The 13,054-nt window shown below is 43.4% G+C and carries 16 protein-coding genes; all 16 read left to right on the plus strand.

Annotated features, from left to right (window positions below):
* Nucleotides 1–441 (plus strand): tRNA (N6-threonylcarbamoyladenosine(37)-N6)-methyltransferase TrmO (gene tsaA / locus J7K40_01790; GenBank protein ID MCD6161127.1); only part of this gene is annotated, 441 nt, incomplete at its 5' end.
* A 48-nt stretch (nt 442–489) separates the two neighbouring features.
* Nucleotides 490–927, plus strand: a complete 438-nt coding sequence (locus J7K40_01795; GenBank protein ID MCD6161128.1) for an NUDIX hydrolase — start codon at nt 490–492, stop codon at nt 925–927.
* A gap of 390 nt (nt 928–1,317) precedes the next feature.
* Entirely contained in the window at nt 1,318–2,580 is a 1,263-nt protein-coding gene (locus tag J7K40_01800; GenBank protein MCD6161129.1) for a hypothetical protein, read from the plus strand.
* Between the two features lie 285 nt (nt 2,581–2,865).
* Nucleotides 2,866–3,090, plus strand: coding sequence for an AtpZ/AtpI family protein (locus tag J7K40_01805; protein MCD6161130.1), 225 nt, complete (start codon nt 2,866–2,868; stop codon nt 3,088–3,090).
* Nucleotides 3,087–3,473, plus strand: a complete 387-nt coding sequence (locus J7K40_01810) for a hypothetical protein (protein MCD6161131.1) — start codon at nt 3,087–3,089, stop codon at nt 3,471–3,473. Before J7K40_01805 ends, J7K40_01810 begins: the two co-directional genes overlap by 4 nt.
* Nucleotides 3,470–4,414 carry a F0F1 ATP synthase subunit A gene (atpB, locus tag J7K40_01815; GenBank protein ID MCD6161132.1) on the plus strand — a complete coding sequence of 315 codons (945 nt, stop codon included), beginning with the start codon at nt 3,470–3,472 and terminating at the stop codon, nt 4,412–4,414. The genes J7K40_01810 and atpB overlap by 4 nt, the downstream gene beginning before the upstream one ends.
* 17 nt (nt 4,415–4,431) lie before the next feature.
* Nucleotides 4,432–4,656 (plus strand): ATP synthase F0 subunit C, encoded by a 225-nt coding sequence (gene atpE, locus J7K40_01820; protein MCD6161133.1) that lies wholly within the window; start codon nt 4,432–4,434, stop codon nt 4,654–4,656.
* Between the two features lie 47 nt (nt 4,657–4,703).
* Complete coding sequence (atpF, locus tag J7K40_01825) at nt 4,704–5,210, plus strand: F0F1 ATP synthase subunit B (protein ID MCD6161134.1); 507 nt, start codon at nt 4,704–4,706, stop codon at nt 5,208–5,210.
* Entirely contained in the window at nt 5,207–5,755 is a 549-nt protein-coding gene (gene atpH, locus J7K40_01830) for an ATP synthase F1 subunit delta (GenBank protein MCD6161135.1), read from the plus strand. Before atpF ends, atpH begins: the two co-directional genes overlap by 4 nt.
* A gap of 12 nt (nt 5,756–5,767) precedes the next feature.
* On the plus strand, nt 5,768–7,282 hold the full coding sequence (locus tag J7K40_01835; protein MCD6161136.1) for a F0F1 ATP synthase subunit alpha: 1,515 nt from the start codon (nt 5,768–5,770) through the stop codon (nt 7,280–7,282).
* Nucleotides 7,283–7,334: 52 nt separating this feature from the next.
* Nucleotides 7,335–8,192 carry an ATP synthase F1 subunit gamma gene (gene atpG / locus J7K40_01840; protein MCD6161137.1) on the plus strand — a complete coding sequence of 286 codons (858 nt, stop codon included), beginning with the start codon at nt 7,335–7,337 and terminating at the stop codon, nt 8,190–8,192.
* Nucleotides 8,193–8,280: 88 nt separating this feature from the next.
* On the plus strand, nt 8,281–9,690 hold the full coding sequence (gene atpD / locus J7K40_01845) for a F0F1 ATP synthase subunit beta (protein MCD6161138.1): 1,410 nt from the start codon (nt 8,281–8,283) through the stop codon (nt 9,688–9,690).
* The gene (locus J7K40_01850) at nt 9,691–10,089 is read left to right on the plus strand and encodes a F0F1 ATP synthase subunit epsilon (protein ID MCD6161139.1); all 399 of its coding nucleotides are present in this window, start codon (nt 9,691–9,693) and stop codon (nt 10,087–10,089) included.
* A 541-nt stretch (nt 10,090–10,630) separates the two neighbouring features.
* Entirely contained in the window at nt 10,631–11,128 is a 498-nt protein-coding gene (locus J7K40_01855; protein ID MCD6161140.1) for a peptidylprolyl isomerase, read from the plus strand.
* Nucleotides 11,129–11,361: 233 nt separating this feature from the next.
* Complete coding sequence (locus J7K40_01860) at nt 11,362–11,862, plus strand: peptidylprolyl isomerase (GenBank protein ID MCD6161141.1); 501 nt, start codon at nt 11,362–11,364, stop codon at nt 11,860–11,862.
* On the plus strand, nt 11,862–13,019 hold the full coding sequence (locus J7K40_01865; GenBank protein MCD6161142.1) for a 1-deoxy-D-xylulose-5-phosphate reductoisomerase: 1,158 nt from the start codon (nt 11,862–11,864) through the stop codon (nt 13,017–13,019). Before J7K40_01860 ends, J7K40_01865 begins: the two co-directional genes overlap by 1 nt.
* Nucleotides 13,020–13,054: the final 35 nt, after the last annotated feature.

Below are 13,054 nucleotides of genomic sequence, written 5' to 3' on the forward strand. Positions count from 1 at the left end.
CCATACAATAGCACCAAGGGGATGCCTATCCAGCCAGCCGGCGCAACGGGTGTGAAGGGCACGGTGGAAATCGAGCCTGAATATGTCGAGGGCTTGCAGGATGTCGAGGAATTTTCTCATATAATATTGCTTTATCATTTCCACTTATCGAAAGGCTATTCCCTGAAAGTAACGCCGTTTTTAGACCACGACCTGCATGGCGTATTTGCTACCAGAGCGCCCAAACGACCCAACTCTATCGGGCTGTCTATTGTAAAGCTCATAGATATCGAGGACAATATCCTTCATGTTGAGGATGTCGATATTATAGATGGCACGCCGCTGCTTGATATTAAACCTTATGTGCCTGTTTTCGATTATAGAAAAACAGAAAAAGTCGGCTGGCTTACCGAGGTTATGCTAAAGTCAATGACTGCTAAAGCGGACGAGAGGTTTGAATAATTCAATATTAATAGGAATAATCCTCATTATATCATAAAAGGAAAAAATATGTCAAAACGAATCAGACCCGTAGCTATATGCGTTATCCGCTATAATAATAAGATTTTAGTATTCGAGGGAGAAGACCCCGTTAAAGGTGAAACTTTCTACAGACCTCTGGGGGGAAGCGTCGAGTTTGGCGAATACAGCCATCAAGCGGTTGCCCGTGAATTCCTCGAGGAGATTAACGCTGAAATCACCGACATAAAACTATTGGATACCTTAGAGAACATATTCAACTACCGCGGCGAACAACTGCATGAGATAATATTTGTCTATGAGGGCAAGCTTGCTGATAATTCGATATATGAAAAGGAATCATTTACAGGTTATGAAGACGATGGCTCATCGTTTAAAACGCTCTGGATGCCTTTGGATTATTTTGTAAATAAAAAAGCGCCATTATATCCGACTGGCTTACTGGAGCTATTGCTGAAAACAGTTTAGTAAGGCAGGGCCGGAGTTTTCCCGCCAACAGCGGGCAGGCTTGATTCCTGCCTATGTTATTTATGTGGCTGGTGTACGTCCTCGCGCAGTATGTGGCTGGTGTACGTCCTCGTGCGCCGGCATTGTTGACAAAGTCCGCCCCATTTAATAGTCGGGGCTTTCCAGCCTTGATTATTTACATGGCGTTGAAATAAATTGCAATACTATTTTTTGTCAACAACCTGGCAGATTTGGAAAGACTTGCCTATTAATCTTTATGTGTGATATAGAATCTTGAAAGAAGCTCCTTGAAATTAAAGTATTGCTATTTTTTACCGAATTTTTTACAATAATATAATGAGTTCTGAATAATAAGTAAAAACATAAAGTATCAAACAAAGTGAGGTTGTTATGAAAATCAAAAAGTGGCTGGTACTGCTTGCGGGCGTTCTTTTAGTGCTTAATTTTGCCTGCAGCAGCGATGATGATGAAACGCTGGATCCAAGGTATCCAACCGAGAGAAACTCGGTTAGCGGTGTAACGGATAGTCTTGGCGAAGTCCAATTGAATTTGACTACGCATGTCGTATCGGTTGCTGTAGCTGATACTGCTGATGATGGCTTAAGCGATATTAATGTTACTGCCTATCTGTTTGAAGATTATCTGTTTGTGTTTGCCAGCGATACAAACAGTGAATACTATCCGAATTTTACGTTTATGCCGTACGAGCTTATGCAAGCTAAGCCGAGCGGAACGTTTTTCCCGCGTCCGGCTGTGGTTCAATCGCCTCAGGAGTCTCAGTCTGTTGAGGTCGAAGTCAATTTGATTCTGTATCCGGTTGAACAGGATTTTTATCCGTTTGAAGCTGATCCTCAATACATTGATTTGATTTTCTCTGATGGTTGGCTTACTCTTCATTCTGCTCAGGGCTTGTTAAGCGATGTTTACCAACTAGCCGATACAAGCGCTTTGGATGGCGGCATGTTAATTTATCTTGCCGATGATGTAGCTGATTCTACCGAGTCGGATGTGCAAACCGCAGTTGTGACAATGGATATGATATCGAATTATAATGAATTTGCCAGCTTGATGGGCTGGGCGTTCAATATTACCGGTACGGATAGTTTGACCTATAATTATATTTCCTATGGCAGTCTTATATTGCCGGTAATATATATAGATGGTATTACTATCAGCCGGGGAGATTTCTGGGCTCAGTTTACTCTTACTTGGGGGGAAAACCCTCGTGATATTGATTCGCACCTTTGGACTCCTGAAATTGAAAGCCGCTCTTATCATGTCTACTACGCAAGCAGAGGAGATACAAATTCGGCTCCGTATGCAGACCTTGATTATGACGATGTAACCAGCTACGGACCTGAACATATGACTATCCACCAGGCTTTCCCGGGAACATATACCTATGCCGTGTACCATTATGCGGGAACCGGCACTATTGCCACCTCAGAAGCGCAGGTACATATTTTTGAACCTGATGGAGATGTTAGAATTATGTCGGTACCTGCTGGCGATACTCTGGTAGGGGATCATTGGTGGTGGCGCGTTTGCGAAATCGATGGAACAACAGGAGCCATAACGGTTATCGACTCGCTGACAGCGGGTTCGCCTTTACTATCTTCTGCTATGCCGGAAAAACTTCCAGAAAATAAATAGCGAATCAAATAAAAAGATATTTTCTAAAGCTCCGGAGATAGTAATTTCCGGAGCTTCTTTATTTTCATGGCAGGCGCATGTCCTCGTACACCGGTGTTGTTTCGTGCTGTCGGAATTTACTTCCGACAGCTCGGGCAAAAAAACCGCCTATGGTGTATGTTATTATAATAGAATCTATGAATAATCCAGGCTATGAGGAAAGCTATATTGTGAAAAATATCTCAAAATAATGCTTGACTGAATATTGATTATTATTTATCTATGGCAAGTTTGAATGGCGGATGTATGGATAAAGAAAAATATACGGCATACCGCCAATTAGCTTTAGCTACAACTATCCCGGTAATATTAGTGGTAGCGCCGTTAATAGGCTACTATGCTGGAGTATGGGTTGATGGCAAGTTAGGCACAAGCAAGATTTTTATGGCTGTCGGCTTAGGGTTGGGAATCGCAGCCGCAGCGAAAGAAATATACAATCTAATAAAGAAAAGCGCTGGGAATAATAAATGAATCTCGAATTGATTAATCGCATTATAAAAACTTCCGTTATCCTATCTGCTTTTCTTTTTCCGTTTTTATCTGTTTATGTAAGCACAGCGTTTGCAGTCGCCTACTTTTTAGGATGCCTTTGGGCTTGCCTGAATCTTTTCTCTATCAAATTCCTTATCGTACAGATTATTACGCCAAATCCCAGAAGCAAACTTTTTATCGTTTTGTTTATATTGTTAAAATTTCCCCTGATTTATTTTTTGGGATATTTACTTGTTGTCTGGAGCTATACGCCGATATATGGCCTGCTCATCGGCTTCTCATCATTATTAGCGGTAACGGTTTTAAAAGCTGTGAGCCGGTCTATGCTTCAGAGTAAAAAAATACAGGTGAAAGCATTATGATAGAAAAAACATTGATTTATCTGAATACCGCAGTTGTAAGAACTGCCGAGCATGCTAATGAGGCGGCCGAACATGCGGCGGATACTGCTTATACAATTGCCGGTCATGCCGCCGATACTCTTCATGTTGTCGCTGGTCATGCCGCAGAGGCAGCAGCGCATGGTGGGCATGGAGGTCAGCCCGAATTACCAAACTGGCTTGAACTTGCGAATATTTTATTTCCGGGTTCTATTACTGATTTTCTTATGCAATGGCATGTTCCGATATTTTCGTTATTCGCAACTTTGTTTTTATCATTTTTCTGCATAATAGCTTATAGAAAGAGAACGCTTATTCCGGGCAAACTGCAGAACTTTATCGAATATGTAGTTGAATCTCTATCAAATATGGTTATCGGCATTATAGGCGAATCAGGCAGAAGATATATCCCGTTTTTGGGGACTTTATTTATTTATATTTTCGCCATGAACATACTTGGCTTGTTTCCCGGCATGTTTTCATCCACTTCGAAGCTGAATACGACTCTGGCGCTGGCGATTTGCGTGTTTCTTTTCGTTCAGTTCGAGGGAATACGAGTTCAGGGATTTTTTGGCTATTTTTATCATTTCATGGGTTCACCCAAATCGGTTGTGGAATGGTGTCTCGTGCCGCTGAATTTCCCGATTCATATAATAGGCGAGCTGGCTAAGCCAATCTCGCTGTCTTTGCGTCTTTTCGGCAATATTTCCGGCGAGGATATGCTGTTAGCGATTTTCGTTGGCTTGGGCATTGCTATTACGATGGCGTTAAACGCTCCAGCCTGGGTACCGGGATTGCCGCTGCAATTGCCATTTATCTTTTTAGCGCTGCTGACAAGTTTTGTGCAGGCGCTGGTGTTTACATTATTGTCAACAATTTATTTTTCACTCATGACTACTCATGAGGAGGAAGAACATCATTAATAATTTTAATAAAATCAATAAAAGGAGGAACTGTGGGCGCTGAATTATTATTGCCTTTAACAGTTGCTATTGCCGCTGTAGGTTCAGGTTTAGGACTTGGTAAAGCAGTCGGTTCTGCTATGGATGCTATGGGTCGTCAGCCGGAGGCTGCGGGCAAGATTCAAACAGGAATGATTATTGGTGCGGCTTTTATCGAGGCTTTGACTATTTACGCTTTGGTAGCGGTCATCCTTCTGAAATAAATTAAGATTTATCCGGAAATATTGATAGTATTTCCGCGGGAGGATATATGGGAGAAATCTTAAGTTCGCTCGGTATCAAAGGTGCTGAGCTTCTTACTCAGATAATTGGTTTTCTAATTGCCTGGTGGATATTATGGAAATTCGCCTGGAAGCCGCTTAGCGGTATGCTTGAACAGCGGCGTGAAAAAATCAAATCAGATCTGGAATCGGCCGAGCAAACCAAACAGCAGGCGGCTGATGAACTCGCTGAGTATCAATCTAAGCTCAAAGACATTGACGCTGAAGCTCGAATTAAAATCCAGGAATCAATCGCTGAGGGCAATAAGGTTGCCGCTGAAATCAGAGAAGAAGCCCGAAACGAATCCAAAGAGATTATCAGCAAAGCCCGCGAGGAATTATCTCGCGATATTGCCAAAGCTAAGATTGAACTTCGCGATGATATGGTAAAAATGGCAGTTTACGCCACTGAAAAGATGATTTCAGAGAAGCTTGATGACGATAAGCATCGCCAAATGTTTAACGGCTTTATGGATGAGGTGGAGAGTATCAAATGAAAGAAACGCGGGTAGCGCGAAGATACGCTCTGGCTTTATTTAAAACTTCCTTAGATGGCGGTAATCTTGATATTGTTGCTTCCGATATTCAACAAATTCGCTCTTTAACTGCTAAGGACAAGAATTTTTTGAACTTCCTTGAAGCTCCTCAGATTACTACCGAACACAAAATTAAAGTATTGCGTGAAACCTTTACAACCAGGCTTGCGCAGCGTCTTCTTTTATTCTTAGAACTCCTCTTAAAAAAACATCGAACAAACCTATTGCCTGTTATTGCCGATGAATTCGAAAAACTCATGGAAGAACATCTGGGGCTGATAAAGGCGAAGGTGTTTACCGCTACGTACTTAAGCGATGATTTAAAGGATAGGCTGGTAGAAAAACTGGAAGCGTATTCCGGTAAAAAAATCGAAATTATCCACAAAATTGATGAATCGATTATTGGCGGAATTATCGTATTCCTTCATAATCAAGTTATTGATAGATCAATAAAACATCAAATTGATGTTTTGAAGCAAAACCTTTTAAAAGTTAAGGTTTATTAATAGAGGTGCGTTATGGCTTTCCGACCTGAAGAAGTTAGCTCAATATTACAAAAAGAGATTGAGAAATACCAAACAAAAATCGAGATGGAATCGGTCGGCACTATCCTTCAGGTTGGGGATGGTATTGCCCGTATCTGGGGTCTTGATGATGTGATGATGTCCGAGCTTATAAAGTTTCCCGGCGACATCCTCGGCCTAGTCTTAAACCTTGAGGAAGACTCGGTATCGGCCGCTATTTTTGGCCCCGATACGAATATCAAGGAAGGCGACACTGTCAGACGTACTGGGGCGGTAGCCCGCGTGCCCGTTGGCGATGCTCTTGTTGGCAGGGTTGTTACACCGCTTGGCCAACCAATCGACGGCAAGGGACCGATTGTTACCGATGACTACAGGCCGCTCGAGTTTCTTGCTCCAAACGTGGTAGACCGTCAACCGGTAAAAGAACCGGTGCAAACCGGACTAAAATCGATTGACTCAATGATTCCGTTAGGCCGCGGCCAGCGCGAACTTATCATAGGCGACCGTCAAACAGGCAAAACGGCTCTGGCTATCGACACAATTATTAACCAGCGCGATTCTGATATCTACTGTTTCTATGTTGCTATCGGACAAAAATCCTCGACCGTTGCAAAAGTTGTTAAGATATTAGAGGATTACGGGGCTATGGAATATACAACCGTTATTTGCGCCTCAGCCACCGACCCGGCGCCGATGCAGTACGTCGCTCCGTTTGCCGGCTGCGCTATGGGCGAACATCTGATGTTTAATGGCAAACATGCTTTATGTATATACGATGATTTATCCAAACATGCTCAGGCATATCGCCAGTTGTCGCTTTTGGTTCGCCGTCCTCCGGGACGCGAGGCTTATCCGGGCGATGTGTTCTATCTGCATTCGCGTTTGCTGGAAAGAGCGGCCAAGCTCAATAATGAAAAAGGCGGCGGTTCGCTGACAGCTCTGCCTGTTATCGAGACTCAAGCCGGCGACGTGTCTGCATATATTCCAACAAATGTGATTTCAATTACTGACGGCCAGATATTCTTGGAATCAGAGCTTTTCTATGCCGGTTTACGGCCTGCTATTAATGTAGGTATATCCGTCTCGCGTGTTGGCGGCAATGCCCAGACTAAAGCTTATAGGAAAGTTGCCGGTTCGCTTCGTTTAGACTTGGCTCAATATCGTGAATTGGCGGCTTTTGCCCAATTCGGTTCCGACCTCGATGAAGCTACTATCAAACAACTGACGCGCGGTAAAGTATCCGAGGAAATTCTAAAGCAAGGTCAGTATCTGCCCGTATCGATGGAAAAACAGGTGATGATTCTATGGATGGTAGCTAATGCCTACGTTGATGATGTTCCAATCGATAAGATCAATCAGTTTGAGGAAGAATATCACGCTTTCATGGAAAAAGAATTTCCCGATGTGGGCCATCAGATTAAAAACAAGAAAGACCTTGACGACGGGATAATTGCCAAACTTAAAGAAAGTGCGGAGAAATTCAAAAACGAGTTTAAGACAAAGCTTTAGGCGATGCTTGTAATGTTATAAACATCAAGCTATTAAATAGGGATAACGAGTTTTGGCATCACTTCGAGATATTAAAAGACGAATAGTATCTGTTGAATCTACTCAGCAGATAACCAAAGCGATGGAGATGGTTGCCGCCGCCAAGCTTCGGCGAGCGCAAATGCGGGTGGAATCTTCCAGACCTTACGGCCGTAAGATGCAGCAGATGCTTGAATCATTAGCCGGTGCGGCTTCAGGTCTAAATCATCCGCTTTTTGAGGAACGCAAGATTGCTTCAACATTGTTAGTAGTTATTGCCGCCGACCGCGGGTTGTGCGGGTCATACAACTCAAATATAATGCGCGCGGCAATGCAGTACCTTAAAGAATCTCCTAAAGACTCAATAAAATTGGGTCTTGTCGGCAAAAAAAGCTGCGATTTCTTTAAGAAAAAACCATTTCCAATCGCATTTACGATACCCCAAACCGGCGGTAAAGCAGATATGACAATGGTCCGCAGTCTGGCGAATGATATAACGGGAAGTTTTGAAAACGGTGATGTTGATGAGGTACGCTTGCTCTATACTCAATTTATCTCGATGACCAAGCACAAGTTGACTGTTGATAAATTTTTGCCAATCGAGAAACCCGCAGGTTCGGATGAAACCGTACAAACTAATTATATTTTTGAACCATCGGCTGAAGAGATATTCACCAGCTTGGTTCCAAGATATTGCGTAACTAAAATCTTAACTGCTTTGCTTGAATCATTTGCTTCCGAATTCGGTTCGAGAATGATTTCAATGAGCAATGCCTCTAAAAATGCCAAGGAAATGATAGAGCACCTCACACTTGTACGCAACAAGGCGCGGCAGGCTTCGATAACCTCCGAGCTTCTTGATATTGTTGGCGGTGCTGAGGCTTTGAAATAATAAATAGATTGTTTTGTGATTGAATGATGGATAATGTAAAATATCCCAGGTTTAGATAAAGCTGAGTTTTAAATACAAAGGGTTAGTAATGGAAGAACAAAATATCGGCAAGATTGTTCAGGTTATAGGGCCTACGGTTGACTGTGAGTTTCCCTCCGATAAATTACCCAATATTTTAAATGCTATTAAAATTGAGGATGCGGAGAAAAATATCGATCTCACGGTTGAAGTAGCTGCACATATTGGCGAAAACATGGTGCGATGCATATCTATGGCATCTACTGATGGTTTAGTTAGAGGTATGCAGGTAATTGATACCGGCAACCCTATTTCGGTTCCGGTTGGCGAGGCAACACTCGGACGCGTATTCGATTTGCTCGGTAATCCAATCGATGAGCTTGGCGATGTCAAAGCGGAAACATATTATCCGATACACCGTCAGCCGCCGCCGTTTAGTGAACAGCAGACCAAAGCGGAGTTTTTTGAAACAGGCATTAAGGTTATCGACTTGCTCGAACCGTATGTTAAAGGCGGCAAGGTTGGTATGTTTGGCGGCGCCGGCGTTGGCAAAACCGTTATCATTATGGAGTTAATTCATAATATAGCCAAAGTGCATGGCGGTTATTCGGTTTTCTGCGGTGTTGGCGAACGTACTCGTGAGGGCAACGACCTCTGGCTGGAGATGAAAGAATCCGGCGTTATAGATAAAACCTGCATGGTTTTTGGCCAGATGAATCAGCCGCCGGGAGCGCGTTTAAGAGTAGGGCTTTCCGGCTTAACCATAGCCGAATATTTCCGCGACCAGGGCATAGATACATTAGTATTTATCGATAATATTTTCCGTTTCGTGCAGGCAGGCTCTGAGGTATCGGCACTTCTTGGCAGGATGCCGTCGGCGGTGGGTTATCAGCCGACACTGGCCACCGAGATGGGCTTCCTTCAGGAGAGAATCACCTCGACCAAAACCGGTTCTATTACCTCGGTGCAGGCTATTTATGTGCCGGCGGACGATTTAACAGACCCCGCACCGGCGACTACATTTGCGCACCTTGATGCTACCAGCGTGCTTTCACGACAAATCGCCGAGCTGGGTATTTATCCGGCAGTCGACCCGCTCGACTCGACCTCGCGTATTCTCGACCCCAATGTTGTAGGTCAGGAACATTACGATCTTGCTCGTCAGGTGCAGACAATCCTGCAAAGATATAAAAGCCTTCAGGATATTATCGCCATTCTGGGCATTGAGGAGCTTTCAGATGAGGACAAGGTCATCGTTGGTCGCGCCAGACGCATCCAGAAGTTTTTATCTCAGCCGTTTTTTGTGGCTGAGGCGTTTACCGGCAGACCGGGCAAGTATGTCAAAATTGAGGATACAATTAGGGGTTTCAAGGAAGTCATTGAGGGCAAATATGATGATATTCCCGAGCAGGCATTTTATATGGTTGGCGGTATTGAAGAGGTGCTGGAGAATGCAGAGAAGCTGAAATCAGGAGCATAGATGTTCAAACTAACAGCAGTAACACCTGAAAAAGTTGTTTTCGAGCAGGATGCGGCATCAATTATCGCGCCCGGCTCGGAGGGTTATCTCGGCATATTATCAAATCATGCGCCGCTGATTACGCCATTAATGCCAGGCAGACTTCAGATAAAAGATGCTGATAACAAGGAATCGGAGATGTTTATCTCCGGTGGATTTCTTGAGGTATCGAACAATGTGGCAACGATTTTAGCGGATGCAATCGAAAATCCCGAAGATATCGATATCGATAGAGCTAAAGCCGCTGAAAAAAGAGCAAGGGAAAGGCTTACTCACAGAGCCGAATCTGATATAGACACAGCCCGCGCGGAAGTTGCTCTTAAAAGAGCGCTTTGGCGTCAAAAAATGTATCATTTCTAATTGCTGATTAAAATAGATTGTAAATTAATGACCCGTTATTATTCATAGCGGGTTATTTTTATATCCTATATTTTGCAATTGGTTTTTCAACAAAAAGTCTATTTTAATATACTTCAGCGCGTAGGGGCGTATTGCATGCGTCCTTTTAGCTGTGCAGACATAAGTTTTTCTTATGCCTGCAATTGTCGGAAGCAACTTCCGACAACACTTAGCGGACGTCCTCATATGTCAAATGGGAATAATAATTCCATATGGGTAGTGTACGTCCGCGTAAACCAACTTGAATAAATCACGATATTCCCCCCAATTTCCCTTGACATAAATAGCCTAAATTTTTACAATAGTCATACTAAAAAATAACTTAATTAACAAAGGAGCGACAATGAGAAAATTCGCGGTAATTCTTCTGGCTTTGATATTCGTTTTTGCCTGCCAGGAAAAAGCGGAAAAGAAAACTGAAGCGGCAAAAGAAGCCCCCAAACCAGCAGTTGAGAAAAAAATCGAATATGCCCGCACCGATGCCGGCAATCCGATTGTGCTTATGAAAACTACCATGGGTGATATTGAGATTGAAGTTTTTGAAAAAGATTGCCCCATTCATGCCAAAAATTTCTTGAAACTTGTTGAAAACGAATACTATGATGATCTTACTTTCCATCGCATAGCCAAAGATTTCGTGATACAGGGCGGCGACCCAACCGGCACAGGCGGCGGCGGTCCCGGCTATAGGCTCGACATGGAAGAAAAAGTGGAAGTGGGAAAAAAAGGCAAGAAAACGAAACAATTCAAGTATAAAAACAAGCGTTCCTATTTAGCGATGGCGCAATCAGCTCAGGGCGTCAATGGTTCCCAATTTTATATTCTTGTTAATGATGCCCCGCATCTTGATGCTAAATTCCCTTGTTTTGCTAAAGTCATCAAGGGTATGGATGTTGTTGATGCGATAAACAAAGTTAAGACTCAAAATTCTAAACCTGTTGAACCTGTTAAGATGCTGGAAGTTAAGCCTAAACCGCCGACACCTCCTGCTGAGGGTTAAAAATTATTCTTGTCTATATAAATTAAATTAACCGGTTCCCTCAGGATTGTTGCCTTGAGTAGATGCCTTAAGCGGGCAAACATCCTGAGGATAATCTAAACAAAAGGTTTTACCGAATGAGATATATTTTAAGCATTCTGATAGTGTTGGGATTATTTGGTTTCTCAAGCGCAGGCATGAAGGAAATAGATAAAAAAAAGACAGATGATACCACTAAAGAAAGTAAAGAAGAAATGAAAAATCCCCTTGTTTTAATGCAGACAAATTTTGGCGATATTACTATCGAAGTTTACGAAAAGGAAGTGCCGATTCATGCCGGCAATTTTTTAAAGCTTGTCGATGAAAGCTTCTACGATTCTTTGACTTTTCACCGCATTGTCCCCAATTTCGTCATCCAGGGCGGCGACCCGGATGGTACCGGTATGGGCGGTGCGCCCGGAAAATTAGCGGATGATCCAAGTTCGCCATATAAGCACGACCGGGCAACTATCGCTATGGCGCGCGGCCGCACTGATGCCAGCACCAGCCAGTTCTATATCAATCTTAAGGAAAATTACGGTCTGGATAGACAGGGTTTCCTTATTTTCGCCAAGGTAATCGATGGCATGGATGTTGTCGATAAAATCGCTGCCGTTAAGCGTGATAATATGGATAAACCGCTCGAACCTGTAATTATGACTAAAGTAGCGCGTTTGGAAACAAAGAAAGATATCGGCGAAAAGTCAGATAAATAGTGCGTAATATAGTTATTCTCGGCAGTACCGGCTCGATTGGCCGGAACGCCTTAGATATAGTCGATAGAAACCCCGATAAGCTCAAAGTTATCGGGTTGGCGGCTAATCTCGATTATAAATCGATTGTTGAGCAGATAAAAAAATATCAGCCCGCTCATGTAACCATGGCAGATTCGAGCGGGCTGATGGTTTTAAAAAATAAATTTAACGATCCCTCTGTTAAAATTTTAGAAGACTCCGGCTTTTTCAGCGCTATCAGCACAATTAGCTCATTGCCTGAGGCTGATATTGTCCTAAACGCTATTGTCGGTTTTGCCGGTCTTAAAGCGACAGCTGCTGCCCTGACTGCCGGCAAGACAGTGGCGCTGGCTAATAAAGAGTCGATGGTTGCGGCAGGCCCGCTTCTGCGTGAAATAGCCAAAGAGCATAAGGGGCTGATTATTCCGGTGGATTCTGAGCATTCGGCGATAATGCAATGCCTTCAAAACAGTACACATAAAGAGATAGCCCGGCTGATTCTTACCGGTTCGGGCGGTCCGTTCCTCGACCGTGATAATCTCGAAAACGCAGCTATTGAGGAGGCATTAAAGCATCCCAACTGGAAAATGGGCAGAAAAATCACTATTGATTCGGCAACCATGATGAATAAGGGGCTGGAAATTATCGAGGCGGCTTACTTGTTCGACCTGCCGCCGGAAAAAATCTCGGTAATTATTCATCCGCAATCGATTGTTCACTCGATGGTTGAATTTATTGATGGCTCTGTTATTGCTCAGATGTCCAAACCTGATATGCGTCTGCCGATTCAAAATGCTTTGTTATATCCCGATAGGGCGCCTCTTGATGTCTGCCGGCTTGATTTCACTCAGGCGTTATCCTTAGATTTTCGTCCGCCGGATATGGAGAAATTTAAGTCGCTGAAACTTGCCTACCGGGCGATTAAGGAGGGCGGCATCTCGCCAGCGGTTTTAAATGCCGCCAATGAGGTTGCGGTGAAAGCTTTCTTAGAGAGCCGGATTAAATTTACGCAGATATGTGATATAATTGAAAAGACGATGGATGATTTAGGGCAGGGCGATACGGTGAAATTAGATGATGTAGTCCGCGCTAACATGTGGGCCTCCGATACGGCTGAGGATTTAGTTTATTCGATGTAGGAAAATATTAGCATAGATAACGAAATTGTGATATA

Source organism: Candidatus Zixiibacteriota bacterium (assembly GCA_021159005.1).
In the GTDB taxonomy this organism is placed as follows: domain Bacteria; phylum Zixibacteria; class MSB-5A5; order UBA10806; family 4484-95; genus JAGGSN01.